This window comes from Acinetobacter sp. CIP 101966 (assembly GCF_000369725.1).
Lineage (GTDB): Bacteria > Pseudomonadota > Gammaproteobacteria > Pseudomonadales > Moraxellaceae > Acinetobacter > Acinetobacter lwoffii_Q.
In genome coordinates this window covers 311,204-328,709 of record NZ_KB850159.1, presented here as the reverse complement: position 1 = coordinate 328,709, position 17,506 = coordinate 311,204, and the positions used below count along the sequence as shown (strand labels likewise).

General features: G+C 43.8%; 19 protein-coding genes. 8 read left to right on the top strand and 11 right to left on the bottom strand.

The window, feature by feature from the left end; all coding sequences use genetic code 11:
• Nucleotides 1-181 precede the first annotated feature (181 nt).
• A complete protein-coding gene (locus F891_RS04500) occupies nucleotides 182-1,348 on the bottom strand; it encodes a hypothetical protein (protein ID WP_005262329.1) in 1,167 nt (388 codons plus the stop codon).
• A 362-nt stretch (nucleotides 1,349-1,710) separates the two neighbouring features.
• On the opposite strand from F891_RS04500, the gene F891_RS04495 reads away from it, so the two are divergent.
• Nucleotides 1,711-2,259 carry a 1-acyl-sn-glycerol-3-phosphate acyltransferase gene (locus F891_RS04495; protein WP_171066337.1) on the top strand — a complete coding sequence of 183 codons (549 nt, stop codon included), beginning with the start codon at nucleotides 1,711-1,713 and terminating at the stop codon, nucleotides 2,257-2,259.
• A gap of 71 nt (nucleotides 2,260-2,330) precedes the next feature.
• On the opposite strand, the gene F891_RS04490 is transcribed toward F891_RS04495, so the two are convergent.
• From F891_RS04490 to F891_RS04480, 3 genes are all read right to left on the bottom strand, one after another.
• Complete coding sequence (locus F891_RS04490) at nucleotides 2,331-2,657, bottom strand: hypothetical protein (RefSeq protein ID WP_005262326.1); 327 nt, start codon at nucleotides 2,655-2,657, stop codon at nucleotides 2,331-2,333.
• Between the two features lie 134 nt (nucleotides 2,658-2,791).
• Nucleotides 2,792-3,553: a 3-oxoacyl-ACP reductase gene (locus F891_RS04485; protein WP_005107495.1), complete on the bottom strand. Its 762-nt coding sequence runs from the start codon at nucleotides 3,551-3,553 to the stop codon at nucleotides 2,792-2,794.
• Between the two features lie 98 nt (nucleotides 3,554-3,651).
• Complete coding sequence (locus F891_RS04480; protein WP_005262324.1) at nucleotides 3,652-4,386, bottom strand: sulfite exporter TauE/SafE family protein; 735 nt, start codon at nucleotides 4,384-4,386, stop codon at nucleotides 3,652-3,654.
• Nucleotides 4,387-4,632: 246 nt separating this feature from the next.
• Between F891_RS04480 and F891_RS04475 the strand changes: the two genes are divergently transcribed.
• A complete protein-coding gene (locus F891_RS04475; protein WP_005104632.1) occupies nucleotides 4,633-4,845 on the top strand; it encodes a hypothetical protein in 213 nt (70 codons plus the stop codon).
• 87 nt (nucleotides 4,846-4,932) lie between these two features.
• Here F891_RS04475 and rsmD read toward each other — a convergent pair whose 3' ends face one another.
• Nucleotides 4,933-5,490 (bottom strand): 16S rRNA (guanine(966)-N(2))-methyltransferase RsmD, encoded by a 558-nt coding sequence (gene rsmD / locus F891_RS04470; RefSeq protein WP_005104630.1) that lies wholly within the window; start codon nucleotides 5,488-5,490, stop codon nucleotides 4,933-4,935.
• Nucleotides 5,491-5,492: 2 nt separating this feature from the next.
• Nucleotides 5,493-7,544 (bottom strand): penicillin-binding protein 2, encoded by a 2,052-nt coding sequence (gene mrdA, locus F891_RS04465; RefSeq protein ID WP_005262321.1) that lies wholly within the window; start codon nucleotides 7,542-7,544, stop codon nucleotides 5,493-5,495.
• 238 nt (nucleotides 7,545-7,782) lie between these two features.
• Between mrdA and F891_RS04460 the strand changes: the two genes are divergently transcribed.
• The 4 genes from F891_RS04460 (at nucleotide 7,783) to F891_RS04445 (ending at nucleotide 10,719) form a co-directional block, all read left to right on the top strand.
• Nucleotides 7,783-8,301 carry a hypothetical protein gene (locus F891_RS04460; RefSeq protein ID WP_005262319.1) on the top strand — a complete coding sequence of 173 codons (519 nt, stop codon included), beginning with the start codon at nucleotides 7,783-7,785 and terminating at the stop codon, nucleotides 8,299-8,301.
• A gap of 65 nt (nucleotides 8,302-8,366) precedes the next feature.
• Nucleotides 8,367-9,683 (top strand): DUF445 domain-containing protein, encoded by a 1,317-nt coding sequence (locus tag F891_RS04455; protein ID WP_005262317.1) that lies wholly within the window; start codon nucleotides 8,367-8,369, stop codon nucleotides 9,681-9,683.
• Between the two features lie 75 nt (nucleotides 9,684-9,758).
• Nucleotides 9,759-10,418, top strand: coding sequence for an adenylate kinase (gene adk / locus F891_RS04450; protein WP_005262314.1), 660 nt, complete (start codon nucleotides 9,759-9,761; stop codon nucleotides 10,416-10,418).
• Nucleotides 10,419-10,506: 88 nt separating this feature from the next.
• On the top strand, nucleotides 10,507-10,719 hold the full coding sequence (locus F891_RS04445) for a hypothetical protein (RefSeq protein ID WP_005262313.1): 213 nt from the start codon (nucleotides 10,507-10,509) through the stop codon (nucleotides 10,717-10,719).
• 117 nt (nucleotides 10,720-10,836) lie between these two features.
• On the opposite strand, the gene nth is transcribed toward F891_RS04445, so the two are convergent.
• The gene (nth, locus tag F891_RS04440; RefSeq protein ID WP_005262307.1) at nucleotides 10,837-11,550 is read right to left on the bottom strand and encodes an endonuclease III; all 714 of its coding nucleotides are present in this window, start codon (nucleotides 11,548-11,550) and stop codon (nucleotides 10,837-10,839) included.
• A 3-nt stretch (nucleotides 11,551-11,553) separates the two neighbouring features.
• Nucleotides 11,554-12,345 (bottom strand): RnfABCDGE type electron transport complex subunit B, encoded by a 792-nt coding sequence (locus tag F891_RS04435; RefSeq protein ID WP_005262306.1) that lies wholly within the window; start codon nucleotides 12,343-12,345, stop codon nucleotides 11,554-11,556.
• 349 nt (nucleotides 12,346-12,694) lie between these two features.
• Between F891_RS04435 and gdhA the strand changes: the two genes are divergently transcribed.
• Entirely contained in the window at nucleotides 12,695-14,038 is a 1,344-nt protein-coding gene (gdhA, locus tag F891_RS04430) for an NADP-specific glutamate dehydrogenase (protein ID WP_005262305.1), read from the top strand.
• Between the two features lie 70 nt (nucleotides 14,039-14,108).
• Here gdhA and F891_RS04425 read toward each other — a convergent pair whose 3' ends face one another.
• From F891_RS04425 to rlmH, 3 genes are all read right to left on the bottom strand, one after another.
• On the bottom strand, nucleotides 14,109-14,882 hold the full coding sequence (locus F891_RS04425; protein ID WP_034439259.1) for an META and DUF4377 domain-containing protein: 774 nt from the start codon (nucleotides 14,880-14,882) through the stop codon (nucleotides 14,109-14,111).
• A 127-nt stretch (nucleotides 14,883-15,009) separates the two neighbouring features.
• Nucleotides 15,010-15,786 carry a DODA-type extradiol aromatic ring-opening family dioxygenase gene (locus tag F891_RS04420; RefSeq protein WP_005262303.1) on the bottom strand — a complete coding sequence of 259 codons (777 nt, stop codon included), beginning with the start codon at nucleotides 15,784-15,786 and terminating at the stop codon, nucleotides 15,010-15,012.
• A gap of 111 nt (nucleotides 15,787-15,897) precedes the next feature.
• Nucleotides 15,898-16,380: a 23S rRNA (pseudouridine(1915)-N(3))-methyltransferase RlmH gene (rlmH, locus tag F891_RS04415; RefSeq protein WP_004646335.1), complete on the bottom strand. Its 483-nt coding sequence runs from the start codon at nucleotides 16,378-16,380 to the stop codon at nucleotides 15,898-15,900.
• 167 nt (nucleotides 16,381-16,547) lie between these two features.
• Here rlmH and F891_RS04410 point away from each other — a divergent pair, with 167 nt between their 5' ends.
• Nucleotides 16,548-17,480, top strand: a complete 933-nt coding sequence (locus F891_RS04410; protein ID WP_004730218.1) for a M28 family peptidase — start codon at nucleotides 16,548-16,550, stop codon at nucleotides 17,478-17,480.
• Nucleotides 17,481-17,506: the final 26 nt, after the last annotated feature.

The following is a 17,506-nucleotide window of genomic DNA, read 5'->3' as shown; positions in this document are numbered from 1 at the left end:
TACTATGACCAGCTACCACAACAAAATAAGGTAGCTTAACTAGAGCAGAATATCACTTATAAATAAGCTTTTAGTTGTTCAAACAAGTGGGACCACCTCTTTTATTGATGGGCTGTACCATTCAATTTGAACATATTGATTAAACCGGCCTGAATTTCATATTCAAGCCGGTTTATATGGGTTATTTAACACGTTGTAAAGTTACAGGATCTTCACCTTGCGGATGTAAGATAAGATTGTTGTTAGATATATTGATGCTTGCAATTGTCTTGCTGCCATTTGAACTATCTTGTAATCCACCACACTCGTTGGTATCGAATAATACCTCGGTTGTGGTGAGAGTATTTGCTGACAATGTATATTTGCCATATTCAATCCCTGGCCAACCACAATCATCTCCGCCTTCAGTGTCTAGGAAGAAATAATAGTTATTATCAAAGAAAGCAAATAGGTGCGTTTCATTGAGTCGCCACGTGCCGACGAGACTATTAGACTGCTTAACCCGATTTAAACGGTATTCAGTACTAACGCCTGGTTCAGTAAGAATTAATTGAGTTCCAGTATAGTTTAAAGAATAAGGTTTATTCTCGGCAGGATGTGAAAGTCCCCATTCACCATTGGTGTCATGCAGGATTTCCGGTTCAATCACGGTTGTTGTTGCATTCCATTTTAAGCGGCCCATTTCAATGCCTGCTTGACCACTCTCATCTTTAGCTTCTGCTTCACCTAATGCATAGCGTCCATCTTCCAGAATGTGAATCAACACAGCAGTGTTATCGGTACGGTTAATCTCCCAAGTACCGGCAATATCTTTATAGAAGGTCGCTTGGAAGTTTTCTGAAGCTTTTTCTGGTGTTATCAACTGATCTGGTGTGATGGCTGTTTTGGTGACAACTTCATTTACGAAGTCGGTGGTACTTTGGTTAAAATTAAGCTTTACAGCAGTGAAGGCTGTTTTAGTGTCATCACTAATCTGAATGCCATCGCTATGATCACCTTTTCCATCTAAGGATTGTAAAAAAACCATAAGGTTGATACGCGCATTTTCAGTCTCAGCTAAATCCAAAGGGGTAACACGTTCTTTGGCTTCAATTTCATCACCGAGTTGAACATCACCAATATAAAATTTAACCGTTTCTCCTTCATTGAAGTTGAATTCACCATTGTCATTGGTAACTCCTGTTGCACCACTACTGGTGATATAGGTCACCCCTGAAATGATTCCGTCCGTCAGTACGCCGGTTTGAGTGCCAACATTGTTTGCTGGAGGTGTACTTGAGTTATCATCCGAACCGCCGCAGGCACTAAGTAACCCCGCTAAAGCAATACAAAGTAAAGTTTTTTTCATTAGAATCTTCCTGAAATTTATAATGTGGATTCAGTATAAAAAGACCCTCATATTTGCCATATCCCAAAATTAGGAGGTTAAGAGCTTTTTAATGTATGAATCCTTTAAATTGGAAAAAAATTCCTATTTATATGGGGAAGCAATCTGAACTATCCGTAAATTGATGTATGAGATAAGTTCAAGGTGGCAAAAATAATCAACTATTCATTTAAAAATTCTAATTATACAAATATAGATTAATTGTTTATTTTTTGCTCATAGAGCACTATCTATATTTGCCGAGGTTGCTAAAATTCGCGCAATTTTGAATAGAATTGGTGCGTGACGTGTTTGAGAAGTTAGCAGAACAAAGCCTGAACCTGATGGGTTGGGAAATTGATAACCATTGGCCCCTAGATTTAGACCAATGTGTCATGATTGCTGCTCCTCATACCAGTAATTGGGATGCACTGTATGCACGTCTGGCCTTAAAAGCATTAGGCGTGAATGTTCGCTTAACCATTAAAGACAGTTACATGAAATTGCCATTTGGACCTTTTGTGCGTGCTATGGGCGGTATCGGGATTGATCGCCGTCCTAAACAGCCGGGGGAGCCTCGTCCGAGTATGGTTCAGGTGATGACGGAATTATTCAAGACCCATCCTAAACTGGTGATGCTGGTCACGCCAGAAGCGACTCGTGCTAAACAGGAACAGTGGAAGACAGGTTTTTATCATGTCGCGATTAATGCAGGTGTGCCGATTGCATTGGCCTATATGGATTATGAGAAGAAGAAAACTGGTGTAGGTAAAATTGTTTATCCGACAGGGGATTATGAAAAAGACATGGCAGAAATCATGGCATTTTATGCAGAGATTCAGCCAAAATTCCCTGAATGCTTCAGCGTAGATCAGCGTTATTATCAGAGTTAAAATTGAATTGAAAAAAAGCAGGAAAATTCTCCTGCTTTTTTATTGCCTAATCATCATGAAGATTGACAGACTTAAGATGCATTTTCAGAAGCGGGTAAAATTCCACCCAGATTTTGGCAGGCATCTTTATAAAGATCATATTGTTGCTCCACCACTTCATGCAGTGGCAGGTCAAACAGCTCTTCACCCTGACGATATTGCTTAATATAAGACTCGACTTTGGATTTGCTGCTATACAACATCTGCTGATAGTAGTCAGTCATACTGCTATGTGGCATTTGTGCGGTATCTACCTTGGCACAATGGAAATTTTGCAGTAATTGTTCTGATTTTTTCAAATCGCTGGACATACAACCTGCCAGCAGCAAGGTACTGAGCAATGTCGTGATAAATTTCATGGAAAGTAGACTAAAGGCTTTATGGGAGCGCACTATTGTAGAAGTAAAACCCGGTCACAAAACCTTTTTAATCTACCAAATGGTTAAAAAATAGAACAACAGAGTTTGAAAATCTAGGTCCATTCTCTAAACAACTAACCTTTGACCAAGCCGCCATCTACAATCAGGTTTTGTCCTGTGACAGCACGTGAATAAGGTGACAAAAACATCAGGATTGCAGCAGCAAATTCTTCTGGTGTAATTACGCGGCGTAAAGGCGTCGATTGAGCAATCAGGTCAAAGACAATGTCAGGTGTGGCCTTACTGGCATCCGTAGTTTGTAACAGGCCACCAGAGAGCATATTTACATTAATGCCATATTGTCCCAAGTCTTGCGCCGTGGTGCGGGTAAAGGCCAATAATGCTGCTTTGGCGGCGGTATAGTCATGATAAGGAACTACCGGATTTTGCACGAGGTTTGTACCAATATTCACGATCCGGCCGAACCCTGCCTGTTTCATGTCATCCAGTGCGGCTTGGGTGGTATTTAAAGCTGCCTGTACTGCACCGCTGAATTGCCGTTGCAACATGTCCCAAGTCAGCGTTTCTACTTTAGGGCGTGCATCGCCATTAAATTCAAATTCAATCAGTGCATTATTGACTACAGCATGAATTGCTTCGCCGAAATGATTTTTTGCCGCGGCAAATAAAGCGCGTACCTGATCAGCTTGAGTGACATCTGCCTGATAAATAAATACCTGCGCAGGATATTGCTGGGCAAGCTGTTCGGCTTGCTGCTGACTGCTATGATAGTTCACGACCACGCGCGCACCCTCAGCCAGTAAAGCCTGAGTAATGGCTAAACCCAGGCCACGCGCACCGCCAGTAACAAGAACGATCTGATCACGAATCTGCATAATGATGATCTATATTGCGAAAGATTGGCCTTAACATAGCAGTTATTTCACCGGATTCAAGCTTTAGCAGGGAAGACAGACTCGGCTTGATCTTGTGTTTAAATGAATTGGGATGCTAATAGAAAACAGCCTGCGCTAAAGAGTAAACTTAAGATCACACGTTTAAACAGTAATTCTGAAATTTTATAAAATAGCTTTGCACCTAAAATAGCCGGAATACTCACAAAAACAATCAGCAAGGCCAGATAGGGTAAATGACTTTGATTGATCAGACCTTGCCATAGATACGTACCCATCGTGAAAAGCTGAATTGCAAAATTAAAGTGCCGCAAAATATAGCGCTGCTGGGCTTTGGATAATTGTTTTAACATCACCCAGGCTGAAGGAATGGCACCGCAAAAACCGCCCAGTCCTCCTAATATCCCACCAATAAAACCGATGCAGCTATCAATCAATTTTCCTGAATGCTGGATCGTTTTGAATTGCGGATTGAATAGCATCACCGGACACCACAGCACCAGAAAAAATCCCAAGATTATCTTAAAGGTATCTGCTTGAATGACCTGCAACAGATAAGTACCAAGAGGCACGCCAATTAGACCAGCAACCAGATAAGGCAGCACCAACTGTCTGGATAAAACCGGCTGCTTTTGTTCCTGACTGAGTGAAATCACATGACTCCAGATCGAGGCAAATACCAGCAAAGGCGCGGCCAGTTGCGGAGGTAGTACCCAAACCCAGAAAGACATGGCGATTAGGGCAAAGGCAAAACCGGTTAGTCCCTGGACGAAACCTGCGACCATTGCACCAAGAATAAATAACAGCCAAGTCATAGAGATCAGGTCATAAGCAAAGGCAGCAGTATTCTCAAGATTTAAACAAAAGCCAAGCTTCTATTTAGCTGTATTTATGCAAATGAAAGTTAGAATTTTTATAAAAGCATGAAAGCTAAATAGGAAAAAAGACGTTTATGGTCATGTATAAAACATGCATAAATCTCTACAAGAGTGCAACAATGGCTCCGTTCACTCTCCACGAACTCGCCTGATACTGACAGAGTGCAGTAAGAGGTGATGGACATGATGAAAAAAGTGATATTACTTTCTGTATTGGCCGTGTCATTAACCGGTTGTGTGGTTGATCCTTGGGATGATGATTATCGTGGCAACAGAGATCGTAATGGACATTATGATCGAGACCACAGAGATCATGACTGGAAAAATAAGGACCATAAAGATCATCGGGATTGGAAACGTGACCGAGATAACCGCGACTGGCGCCGTGATCGTTAATCACAGTCTTTAAATTTGACTGACTACAATGACAAAAAGGATTCCACTGAGGAATCCTTTTTTAATGTCTCTTCAAAACAATTTAAATCAAGAAATACTTTTTTGATAAAGCCCAGCACGAACTGTACCGGCTTTGGTATTTTTAATTAAACGCCATGAGGATGGCAATTTAAGCAATTGTAAATCACGATCTGCTTCTACATAAATATAGGCATTGTCCTTGATCAGAGGATCTGCCTTGAGCGCTAGTTCTTCCCATAAATCTAAGCTATATGGCGGATCTAGAAAAACCAGATCAAACTGTGTCTGAAGAGCGGGCAAGGCTTGCTGCGCCGTAGCCACTTTTAATTGTGCACGTGCTTTGGTGACTTTTAACAGTTCAAGATTTTGGGTCAGAAATTGTGCCTGAGTACGATCCGGCTCAATCATCACCACTGATGCAGCACCACGCGATAATGCCTCAAACGCTAATGCCCCAGAACCGGCACAAATATCCAACACCTGTGCATTTTGTACATCCCACATCAGCCAGTTAAACAGTGTTTCCCGAACACGGTCAGGCGTCGGGCGCAAACCCTCAATGCTGGCAAAAGGCAGTTGGCGGCGTTTCCAGTCACCACCAATAATTCGAAGCTGGTTTTTCATCTTTAATCTCGCTCTACCGGTGTCGGAGCAGGTGTTGCTGCGGGAGATGCAGCCGTATTTGCAGAAGTCGGAGCAGCATTGTCGGGCTGGTCACTGGCTGGAACGGCACTAGATGCTGCATCCTGACTCAACATGCCTGCACCACTTGGCAATTCAGCTGGCTTGATTCCGGCCGTCATCAGACCACCACTTAATTGGTGGCCTTGTGGGCGTACCGGATTTTTATCTTTATGCAGTAACCAGTAATCAAAAATTGGACGGGCCAGAGCCGTTGCGGCACTACCACCGCGACCATTTTCCAGAATAACTGCAATCGCGATTTCAGGATTTTCAGCAGGTGCAAAACCGACAAACAGGCCATGATCCAGCTGACGGTCAGTCAATAAGGATTCATTATAGCGCTTGCCCTGAGCAATACTTTTTACCTGTGCCGTACCGGTTTTTCCGGCAATAGAATATTGTAAGCCGCTTTTGATGCCTCGGCCTGTACCGGATTGAATTACGTCCACCATCGCATCACGCATTTTGATCCAGTCTTCTTCCTGACCATTAAAATCGATCTTGCCATGCGTGCCATTATGCACCTTGAACGGTTTGGCACCGCGACTTTCGCGCAGAACATGGGGAATGACTTTATTGCCATGGTTGGCGGTAATGGCTGTGGCCATAGCCAGCTGCAATGGCGTTGAAGTAAAAGCACCCTGACCAATACTGACAGAAATGGTTTCACCACGTGACCATTTGGCCTTGCGGGTACGCATTTTCCATTCCGGGTTTGGATACAGTCCTGAGCTTTCACTTGGTAAGTCCACGCCGGTTTTTTCCCCAAAGCCAAACTGACGCATCCAGGTATTCATTTTTTCAATACCCATGCGGTAGGACATGACATAGAAATAAGTATCACAGGAGACGACTTGGGCCTTATGCATATTCACTGCGCCATGCCCGGATTTTTTATGGTCACGGAAACGGTGACTGTCTCCCGGCAGGCTGAAATAACCCGGATCAGAAATAGTGGTATCCCAGTCCACCAAACCATGATGCAGACCACCGAGTGCAAACATTGGTTTAATAGTAGAGCCAGGCGGATAAACCCCTTGTACCGCACGGTTATATAAAGGTTGATCAAGGTTATCACGCAGGAACGAATAATCTTTGGTGCTGATCCCGGTCACAAACAGATTCGGGTTAAAACTTGGGCTGGAGACCAGCGCCAGAATTTCCCCGGTTTTGGGATTCATCGCCACAATCGCGCCACGACGCCCGGCCAGTTGCTCCGAAGCGACTACCTGCAAGCCGTAATCCAGTGACAGGAACAGATCATTACCACGTACCGGATCTTTACGGCCCAAATGACGCAGCACATTACCAAAGGCATCTGCTTCTACCGATTCATTTCCCGGCACGCCATGTAAAAGTTCTTCATAGGATTTTTCCACACCGATTTTTCCGATCAGGTTGGTTCCAGCATAGAGATCCTTATCAATTGATTTCAGTTCTTTGTCATTAATCCGACCGACATAACCAATCACATGTGCGAACAGGTCACCATGCGGATAGTAGCGGGTCATCTGGGTTTCAATATTCACGCCCGGAAATTGATATTTCACTTCACTGAAACGGGCAATATCATTTTCATTCAGGTTGAGCTTGATTGAAACCCGTTCGGTTTTACGTGCTGTTTTAATCCGGGTTTGAAAGCGTTCAAGATCTTCTTCGGTCAATTCCAGAATCGGTTTCAGGCGTTCGAGCGTTTGATCGATATCCTGTACGTCAGCACGACTTAAAGTGGCAGTAAATACTGGATAGTTATCGGCCAGCAACACGCCGTTACGGTCATAAATATAACCACGCGCTGGCGGCAAAGGTTGTAGACGAATCCGGTTCTCATCAGAAGCTGTAGTAAAGCTTTCAAAGTTGAACAGTTGCAAATAGGCATAGCGGCTGACCAGCAGCAGCATAAAGAAAATGACAATCCCCATGGAAATCAAGACTCGACTGCGATAGATGCGCTTTTCTTGTTGTGCGTTTTTTAAAGGAAAGTGCTGCTTCATACGCGATCGACTTAAGACCTGAGAGTGGTAGAAAAGAATCAAAGTGGAGTATTCTAACGCAACTGCACTTGATTTGATAATGAAAAACTGCCCTTACAATCAGTTCCTTTAAGCTTTGACTTTGCAGACATTAAAATTGTAAAGTGCTGTATATAAGAGTTGTGATAATTCTGCTAGAGTAAAATCTAATAAAAATAGGACTATACCAAAAACTATAATTAAGGAAGATGGTGAAGGAATGAACAAGGTTTACCCTTTGTTAGCGTTTGCATTGTGGGCGAACGGGGCTTATGCACATGATCAGATTAATAATACTGCAACCAAAATAGAGCCTGCTCAGGCAAAAGCCTTTAATGTGGGTGTTGGTTTTACCCAGAAATTACTGCATTTAAATACCGAATGGGTGAACCCTTATGGGATTGCTTATGTGAAAGGTGGTGTTTTTCTGGATGATGATCGTACGATTGGCGGTCAGGCAGGCTTTCGTTATCCTGCACATCTGACCGGCAAGGATAAAAATGGGTATTATGTCGGAGGCTATGCGGGTCATATTGAAAGCAAACGTGTCGACAATGAATACAAGGCCCGCTTAGGTGCTGGAATTGATTTGGCCTATGTTTTGCTTAGTTCAGAACGGATCAGCAGTTTTAGTATCGGGATCGGTGCCGGAGAGAAACTCGAAGACCGAAATGGTCGTGCTGTGGCTGAAACAGAACCCCGGCTACAATTTTCCTATACTTTAAGTATCGGTTTATAGACAAAATATTCGACCTTATTAATATGTGTATTCTGTGAACAAAAAATTAAATATGGAAGTTATGCATGCTTGAGTACGTCAACGAGTTGTGGCAAACCTTTGTAAACCGCCCGGATTTTTGGGCTGTGCTCAGCATTATTCCAGTGACTGCATTTGTAACCTGGGCTCACGTCTGGATGGCGCTGAAAATGGTCTTTTATCCGATCAATTTTTGGGGTTTCCATCTCGGGCCATTACCTGTGGGCTGGCAAGGGATTGTGCCACGCAAAGCTGGACGTATTTCAGGCATTATTACCGATAACACGTTATCAAAATTAGGCTCTATTCGCGAATTTTTACAGGCGATGGATCCGGATGATATGGCACGCATCATTGGCGAGCAGGTCGGTTTCGAACTGGAACATCTGATTGATGAAGTCATGATGGATCGCAATGCGGTGCTTTGGGAAAATCTGCCTTTTGCCATCAAACGCAGGATTTATGCACAAGCGCAAAAACAAATGCCGGCAATTTTGCGTGAATTAGTGACTGAACTGACCATGAACGTCGAGTCACTTGTAGATATGCGTGAAATGGTGGTCAGCCAGATGGAAGGTGACCGCCGGTTAATGGTGCGGATGTTCCTGAAAGTGGGTCAAAAAGAGATCAATTTTATCTGGCATATCAGTGCCCTCATCGGGATGTTCTTTGGTATTTTCCAGATGATTGTCTGGTTTGTAGTGCCGTGGCACTGGACTGTACCGTTCTGGGCTGCGATCTGGGGCTTTTTGACCAACTGGATCGCGATCTGGATGGTATTCAACCCACTCTATCCACACCCAGTAAAGTACCCGCAATTCTTTACCCGTACCACAAATCGCAAGTTTCCGTGGATCAAACCAGTCATTCCGCGTATTGGCACCTATAACATACAAGGTGCATTTATGAAACGTCAGGATGAAGTCTCTGACGTCTTCGCAAGTGTAGTCACAGAAGATCTGATTACGTTAAAATCGATCATGACCGAGATGATGTATGGTGGTAAAAAAGACAAAACCCGCCGCATTGTCAAACGTCATATTAATGAAATTATGGAAACACCCCTGGTTCGGACCTCTTTACAGCTGTCTTTAGGGCCAAAAGAGTATGCAAAACTCAAGACAGACTTGATCGATCGCTCGATTGAAATTACGATGGTGCCTGTATGCGACCCAGCATTTAATGCGAGCCGTGCACAGAAAATCTATCAAATGTTTAGAGACCGCATACGCGAGTTGACTCCGAAAGAGTTTCAGAACCTTTTACGTCCTGCATTTCAGGAAGATGAATGGATTCTGATTTTATTGGGTGGGGTAACCGGTTTTGTCGCGGGTTTAATCCATTTGTTTGTGGCTTTCTTATAATGAGATGCCGGGGGACACAATCGGGTGATTGTGGTCGTGGCGTCATACATATTGTTTAAATGAGGATGTTTATATATGCGCATTATCTTACTCGGACCACCTGGAGCAGGTAAAGGTACACAAGCTCAGTTGATCTGTAAGCGCTACAATATCCCACAAATTTCAACCGGTGATATGCTCCGTGCTGCAATTCGTGAAGGAACTGAATTAGGTCTACAAGCTAAAAGTGTCATGGACAATGGCGGTTTGGTTTCTGATGAGTTGATCATTGGTCTAGTAAAAGAGCGTATTGCGCAACCTGACTGTGTAAATGGCTGCATTTTTGATGGTTTTCCGCGTACCATTCCTCAAGCAGAAGCTTTGGAAAATGAAGGCATCACTATTGATCACGTGATTGAAATTGATGTACCAGATGAAGAGATCGTACAACGTCTTTCTGGCCGTCGTCAGCACCCGGCATCTGGCCGTGTCTATCACATCGTTTACAACCCGCCAAAAGTGGAAGGTAAAGATGATGAAACGGGTGAAGATCTGGTTCAGCGTCCTGATGACCAGGAAGCAACCATTCGCAAGCGTCTAGGTTCTTACCACACTGAAACCGAGCAACTGGTTGGTTTCTATCAAGGCCGTGCAGCGTCTGGTGAAAATGCACCAACTTATGACAAGCTAAACGGTTTACGTCCAATCGATGAAGTTCAGACTGATCTTTTCGCGATTCTGGATCAGGCAAAATAATCGGCTGACGATGATTTTGACAATCAGAGAGCCCTAAGTCATATTAGGGCTCTTTTTTATTGCGTATTTGAACAGGGTACTTGTTGCTATGAAATTTGGCGTATTGGTGTTGATGGTAGTCTTTCTGGCAGTATTGGTAGGTCTGTTCTATATCAGTTTTAAAATGCTCAACAAGGTACGTCAGGAAGAGCGTGCTGAAAATGCAGCAAAGCGACCTGAGCGCCAACTTCATCCAAAATTACAAGCTGAACTTGAACAGCGCAAGCAGCAGGAAAAGGCTGAACAGGATCAGGATAAATAATCCACAATGGTTCAGCTCAGCTAAGAATCCAGTTTGAACGAAAAGCAGAATTCTCAAAGTCGATAAATAGGTGACACATTGGTCACCTATTTTTTATTCCAGCTTGATCGCGCCGTTCTATTCCGCAAGCTCAATATTTTTCACTGCAATCGGGCGGGCTGCGCCAAACTCGAATCGGTCCGGCCAGTTACACACATCTGCTACCACACATTCATGACATTTCGGTTTGCGTGCAATACAGGTATAACGACCATGTAAAATCAGCCAGTGATGTGAATCAATGATAAATTCCTTAGGAATGACTTTGACCAGACGGTGTTCAACTTCCAGCACATTTTTGCCAACTGCCAGTCCGGTACGATTACCTACCCGGAAAATATGGGTATCAACCGCCATGGTCGGCTGACCAAAGGCCGTATTCAGTACCACATTCGCCGTTTTACGACCTACACCCGGCAGGGCTTCAAGATCCGCACGATTATCCGGTACGATGCTGTTGTGCTTCTGAATCAGCATCTCACAGGCTTTAATCACGTTGACCGCTTTCGAGTTATATAAACCAATGGTCTTGATATATTCCTTCAAGCCGTCCACACCCAGCGCATAAATGGCTTCCGGTGTATTGGCGACTGGAAAGAGTTTGTCTGTGGCTTTGTTAACGCTGACATCGGTAGCTTGAGCAGAGAGCGTGACCGCGACCAGTAATTCAAAGGGATTGGAATAATTCAGCTCGGTTTTTGGGTTAGGCCGCTGTTCACGCAGGCGTTCAAAAAAGGTCTGAATCTGCTTTTTGGTCATGTTTTTAACGGGCTTGGCCTTTGCTGTGGTCATGTTCTATCCCTGTAAAGCCTGTAATTGCTGTGTCAGTTCTTCCAGTTGGGTACGTTTTCGAGCATCTTCACGAACCGAAAGCTGTTTTTCCAGTTTTTTAATTTGGGTACGTAGTTTTGCCAGTTCAATCGTGGTCTTGGAATCGAGGGCTACAGGCGCATTCGCTGGCTTGCTCGCGACTTCAATCACGGGAAGTTGCTCATTTAACGCAGAGAAACGGGCAAACAGGGCCGTATCAATTTCTGCACGGACCACAGGCCCCTTACGATCGCTACGCCGTTTTTCTTCACGCTGGATGTGCGCATAGTAACGCTGACGTAAATCATCCTGTTCCGCAATGCGCTGTACTTCAGTCGGCAAAGGTTGTTGATCTTCAACCAAATCGATGCAGTCTACCGGACAGGGCGGGATACATAGTTCACAGCCGGTACAGAGGTCGGTCAGAATGGTATGCATCAGTTTACCAGAACCAATAATCGCATCGACTGGGCAGGCGCTAATACATTTGGTACAGCCAATACATTCATCTTCACGAATTACGGCTTTGATGCGCTGAGGTCGACCATCGGCTTGAACTGGCCAGACACTTTCTTCAGCTTGAAGTTTAGGACGATTTAATAATGCAGCCAAAGCATCGGCAACAGGCTGTCCGCCCGGCACACATTTATTGGCATTTTCCCCCTCAGCAATCGACTGGGCATAAGGTAAACATCCGTCACGGTGACCGCAGAGTCCACATTGGGTTTGAGGGAGTAAAGCGTCAATCGATTGGACCAGAGAAATGGGCGAATTCATGTATAACCAGCGTTACTCATGGCAAGCATGAGAGAGTAAGTGAAACAAAATATGTCGATTCATCAATTTTAACATATTTTTAAACTCCTAAGTCGTGCGCAATTAAGGGTCAACTTGTGCCTTATTATTAGGCATAAATCTGAATGTAAGCCTTGATTCGATTGGCATTTCCTGACATAGAAAAAATTTTCATAATCAATATAAATATTTGTTATCAAATTAATTTTAAAGTATTTTCAAAAAAAGTATTGTAGATTAGTTACAAAAGATATTTAATATTTTGCGCCAAAATTTAACATTGATTGTAAATTTGACCAATTTTGATCCATTTTCTGCTGAGGATTAAGCGTTGAAATACAACACACTTAATGAGTTCCTAGATTACGTAAAATCACGTGATGCACATCAACCAGAATTTCTTCAAGCTGTAGAAGAAGTGATGACCAGTTTGTGGCCGTTCATTGAAAAGAACCCACAATACGCAGCACATGGTTTACTAGAACGTCTAGTTGAGCCAGAACGTGCGATCCAGTTCCGAGTTTCTTGGGTAGATGACCAAGGTCAGACTCAAGTAAACCGTGCGTTCCGCGTACAGTACAACTCAGCGATCGGTCCATTTAAAGGTGGTATGCGTTTCCACCCTTCAGTGAATCTTTCAATCCTAAAATTCTTAGGCTTTGAGCAAACATTTAAAAATGCTTTAACCACACTTCCTATGGGTGGCGGTAAAGGCGGTTCTGATTTTGACCCTAAAGGCAAATCAGAAGGCGAAATCATGCGTTTCTGCCAGGCTTTAATGATCGAGCTGTATCGTCACCTTGGTGCGAACACAGATATCCCTGCAGGTGATATTGGTGTAGGCGGTCGTGAAGTGGGCTACATGGCCGGCATGATGAAAAAATTAAGTAACGACACGGCATGTGTATTCACTGGTAAAGGTTTAACTTTCGGTGGTTCATTGGCACGTCCGGAAGCAACGGGTTACGGTACTGTGTATTTCGCTGAGGAAATGCTTAAGTCTCGTGGCGAAAGCTTCAAAGATAAAGTCGTTGCGATTTCAGGTTCTGGTAACGTTGCGCAATATGCTGCTGAAAAAGCAATGTACCTCGGTGCGAAAGTGGTTTCACTTTCTGACTCTGCCGGTACAGTTCACGTTAAAGACGGTTTCACTGAGGCGCTTCTTGCTGAAGTCATGGAACTTAAAAATGTAAAACGTGGCCGTATTTCAGAATTCGCATCTAAACATGGTTTCGAATATCTTGAAGGACAACGTCCTTGGGGTATCAAGTGTGATATCGCATTGCCATGTGCGACTCAAAACGAACTGGATGCAGACGACGCTGCTAAGCTTCTTGCAAACGGTGTAATCTGTGTAGCTGAAGGCGCGAACATGCCTTCTACACTTGAAGCTGTTGAGAAGTTCGTTGAAGCGAAAATTCTTTATGCGCCAGGTAAAGCATCAAATGCAGGTGGTGTGGCAACTTCTGGTCTTGAAATGTCTCAAAACGCATTGCGTTTAGGCTGGACTTTCGAAGAAGTTGACGAGCGCTTACACGCAATCATGAAAGAAATTCACCGCAACTGCGTAAAATTCGGTACTAAGGAAGACGGTACTGTGAACTATGTTGACGGTGCGAACATTGCTGGCTTCGTAAAAGTTGCTGATGCAATGCTTGCTCAAGGCGTATTCTAAGTCTGACTTAGTCTAAGCTGAAAAAACCGGGGCTGTTGCCCCGGTTTTTTTATATCTGGTATTTTTAGTTTTAGAGAGCACCCTTAACTATTTTACGCTCAACCGCCATATCAAAAATATAGGCATATTTCGATTGATCGGCTGCCGGATGCTTAATTTCAAAACGTTTGACCCGAATAATCTGCCGTTCATTTGGTGAATGCTGAAAACCTTCGATCTGGTCATAGAATAAAGTCCAGTCTTTATCCACCTGAGTTTTCAGGCCATTCTGATCATATTTCACTTCTTTGACTTGCAAGCAGCTTTGTTGGGTTACGCCGGTACATTGTTTGGTATCGGGGGAAATTTCCAGAAAAATTGTTTCAGCCTGACCTTGGTATTTGGTTTCCGGAGTCATTTTCCCGATAAATTCATACGCTTGACCATTTGCGGCCATCAACGTCAAAGTCGGCTTGTTAGGATCTGTGGCATTGAGCGTAAAAGGAATGTCACGCTTCTGTAAAAGCTGGCTGACAAAACGTTCCTGCTCCATCAATGCTGCATCGCAGGCCATTTCAGTGCCTACAACTTCGCTGGTGGTGATGATACTGTTTTTTACTGACCAGGTCGTCCCAAGTCCATTACAGCCCGTCACCGCGCTCAGACGGCCTTGAGCATCAAAACTGAGTACGATTGGTCGTTCTAGTCCACGATTCAGTTCCCAGTAATAGGCTGGAAGAATCTGATCTGCATTTTTTTGTTGTATGGTGGCCATTGCAAGATCTCCAGCTCGTTGAATATCACTGGACTGACAGGCTGCAAAAGTTAAAGGCAATAATGCCAGCACAATAAATTTTAATTTCATGGACTTATAATGAAGTATATAAAGTTCAAACAATAATAATGGATAGATTGCAAAAAAATATGGATACATTTCGCAGCTTTGAGTTGCAAAATGTATCCATGATTAAGATTTTAGCGCTGAAGCAAGATTAATCGAAGCGATAAATATCCATGCCGAGTGAACCCATGCTGAAACTGCTATGTACCAGACTAAAGCGCTGACCTGTGCCCATCGCAAAGAAAATCGGAGCAAAATGTTCCAGCGTTGGATGATTGCGCGCCATATGCGGAATATTGGACCAGTCCAGTACCGCGTCATAATCGCTGTGTGTCAGTTTATGCACCACAAAATTACGGAAACCTGAAGCCCATTCGGGTACATCAGCAGCCGTTCCATCCCAAGACAGTTCACGTAAATTATGGGTAATGCTGCCCGAACCAATCAGCAGGATTTGCTGTTCACGTAAAGGTGCCAGGCTTTGACCAATCTGATAAATCTCATCCGCGCTCATCGACATGGGTAAGGAAATTTCTACCACGGGAATGCTGGCATCTGGATACATATGTAGCAGCGGCATCCATACCCCATGATCACGCGGACGAGTACTGTTGGCATGTGCAGAAAAGCCGGCATTGGCCAGCAAGCCTAAGACTTTCTCGGCCAATTCAGGATTTCCCGGTGCAGGGTAGCGTAATTGATAAAGTTCAGGCGGGAAACCACGAAAATCATGCCAAGTTTCTGGGCGAATTGCGCTACTGACTTCCAACGCATCACTTTCCCAATGCGCAGACATCACAATAATCGCTTCCGGGCGTGGCAGATTTTCGCTCAAACGATGCAAGGCAGGACCCACTTGCTCAGGATTCAGCGCCAGCATAGGAGAGCCATGAGAAATAAATAAGCCGGGCAACGTTTGTAAGTTCATAAGTCAAACCACATCTGGAAAGATACCTCAATAATGCATGAAAAATAGAAATAAGAGCAGGAGATATTATTCAACAAAACGTTGCATATAAAGAACGCTTCAGCAAAATCATTAGCCTGCCCGATGATAAGGATGGTTGTTATTGATGCTCATGGCACGATAAAGCTGCTCGATCAGCATGACACGTACCAGTGGATGCGGCAGGGTTAACTTGGAAAGTGACCAGTGCCATGCAGCAGCTTTACGCACGGCTTCTGAGTGACCATCCGGCCCGCCAATCGCAAGTGCTACATCATTGCCTTCCAGCATCCAGCCTTTCATGGTTTCAGCCAGTTTTTCGGTACTGAATTCACGTCCGCCCACTTCAAGCGCAATCAGGGTTTCATTCTGCTTGAGCGCATTTAAAATACTGTCGCCCTCAATATTACGGTATTTCAGAATATCCGCTTCAGAATCATTTTTCCCGCGCTTGGCCATCGGCAGTTCAATAATCTGGGTCTGTACAAAAGGCTGAATACGTTTGAAATAATCTTCAAAACCAGTCAGCACCCACGCTGGCATTTTTTGACCAATGGTTAGGATACGGATTTTCATACAGACAGATCAATAATTGGATACCTCATTATAACGATCAAACAACATGAAGTTGAGCAGGGAAACAAATTGAAATTGAAATGAGAGATTTAGTGTTGCTTTAATGTCCGTAGTTCAAGTATCCGCTTGATAAAGGAATGGAATAATAATAAATGCGGAACAGTGTCATGATAAAAGGATGTTGTACTGTGCTGCTGTTACTGATAGGCCTCATGGGGCCTAGTCTCTGTGCAGCCAATTCGAGCAAAAATGCTCAGGTCTCTCATCTGGAATTATTTTTTAGCCAGATCATGAGTGTTGATGAATACCGAAATTATAAAAATCTGAAAGAGCTGAATCGGGTATCTGCCTGGATTAAAGGGCAGATGCAGCGCTTTGGCATCCCATGCCAGTTTCAGGTCTATGTGGTCAATAACCTGAGCTACCGAAATGTCATCTGTAGTTTGGATACTCAAGCCAAAACCAAAATGGTAATGGGAGCACATTATGATGTTTTCAGTGCCCGATATGGGGCTGATAATAATGCCTCAGGTGTGGTGGGCTTAGTAGAAACAGCAAGACTACTCGCTTTACAAAAATCCAAGCTCAAACATAATGTCGAATTTGCTTTCTATACGCTTGAAGAGCCGCCTTTTTTCAAGACAGAACATATGGGCAGTTATATGCATGCCAAGTCTTTAAAAAAGCAGAAGCAGAAAATTGAGGGCGTGGTGATTCTGGATTCGATTGGTTATTTTGATGAACATCAGGTGCAGAGCTATCCGGTGGGATTAAAATGGATTTATCCACGACATGGCAATTTCATTGCAGCCATTGGGCATTTAGCCTCAACTGGCCTGACTGGAGATTATTGTGATGCCATGCAGCGTTTTAACCGTCTGGAATGTCAACGCTTTGTCAGCCCAAGTTTTGCTCAGGATATGAATTTCTCGGGCTATCTGAATTATGCCAAATTCAACTATTCGACCATGCTGATTACCGATACTGCGAGTTATCGTAATCCTTATTACAATACCGAATTGGATACCCTCGACAAGCTTGATCTGAACAAGATGACTCATGTGATTGATGGATTGGTTACGATGGCACTACAGCCATAATTCAGTTGTTTTATTCAATAACTCAA

What these genes read in the sequence shown, in the direction of transcription:
- F891_RS04500 (WP_005262329.1), bottom strand. Translation starts at nt 1,348, where the DNA reads ATGAAAAAAACTTTACTTTGTATTGCTTTAGCGGGGTTACTTAGTGCC.
- F891_RS04495 (WP_171066337.1), top strand. Translation starts at nt 1,711, where the DNA reads ATGGGTTGGGAAATTGATAACCATTGGCCCCTAGATTTAGACCAATGT.
- F891_RS04490 (WP_005262326.1), bottom strand. Translation starts at nt 2,657, where the DNA reads ATGAAATTTATCACGACATTGCTCAGTACCTTGCTGCTGGCAGGTTGT.
- F891_RS04485 (WP_005107495.1), bottom strand. Translation starts at nt 3,553, where the DNA reads ATGCAGATTCGTGATCAGATCGTTCTTGTTACTGGCGGTGCGCGTGGC.
- F891_RS04480 (WP_005262324.1), bottom strand. Translation starts at nt 4,386, where the DNA reads ATGACTTGGCTGTTATTTATTCTTGGTGCAATGGTCGCAGGTTTCGTC.
- F891_RS04475 (WP_005104632.1), top strand. Translation starts at nt 4,633, where the DNA reads ATGATGAAAAAAGTGATATTACTTTCTGTATTGGCCGTGTCATTAACC.
- rsmD (WP_005104630.1), bottom strand. Translation starts at nt 5,490, where the DNA reads ATGAAAAACCAGCTTCGAATTATTGGTGGTGACTGGAAACGCCGCCAA.
- mrdA (WP_005262321.1), bottom strand. Translation starts at nt 7,544, where the DNA reads ATGAAGCAGCACTTTCCTTTAAAAAACGCACAACAAGAAAAGCGCATC.
- F891_RS04460 (WP_005262319.1), top strand. Translation starts at nt 7,783, where the DNA reads ATGAACAAGGTTTACCCTTTGTTAGCGTTTGCATTGTGGGCGAACGGG.
- F891_RS04455 (WP_005262317.1), top strand. Translation starts at nt 8,367, where the DNA reads ATGCTTGAGTACGTCAACGAGTTGTGGCAAACCTTTGTAAACCGCCCG.
- adk (WP_005262314.1), top strand. Translation starts at nt 9,759, where the DNA reads ATGCGCATTATCTTACTCGGACCACCTGGAGCAGGTAAAGGTACACAA.
- F891_RS04445 (WP_005262313.1), top strand. Translation starts at nt 10,507, where the DNA reads ATGAAATTTGGCGTATTGGTGTTGATGGTAGTCTTTCTGGCAGTATTG.
- nth (WP_005262307.1), bottom strand. Translation starts at nt 11,550, where the DNA reads ATGACCACAGCAAAGGCCAAGCCCGTTAAAAACATGACCAAAAAGCAG.
- F891_RS04435 (WP_005262306.1), bottom strand. Translation starts at nt 12,345, where the DNA reads ATGAATTCGCCCATTTCTCTGGTCCAATCGATTGACGCTTTACTCCCT.
- F891_RS04425 (WP_034439259.1), bottom strand. Translation starts at nt 14,882, where the DNA reads ATGAAATTAAAATTTATTGTGCTGGCATTATTGCCTTTAACTTTTGCA.
- F891_RS04420 (WP_005262303.1), bottom strand. Translation starts at nt 15,786, where the DNA reads ATGAACTTACAAACGTTGCCCGGCTTATTTATTTCTCATGGCTCTCCT.
- rlmH (WP_004646335.1), bottom strand. Translation starts at nt 16,380, where the DNA reads ATGAAAATCCGTATCCTAACCATTGGTCAAAAAATGCCAGCGTGGGTG.
- F891_RS04410 (WP_004730218.1), top strand. Translation starts at nt 16,548, where the DNA reads ATGATAAAAGGATGTTGTACTGTGCTGCTGTTACTGATAGGCCTCATG.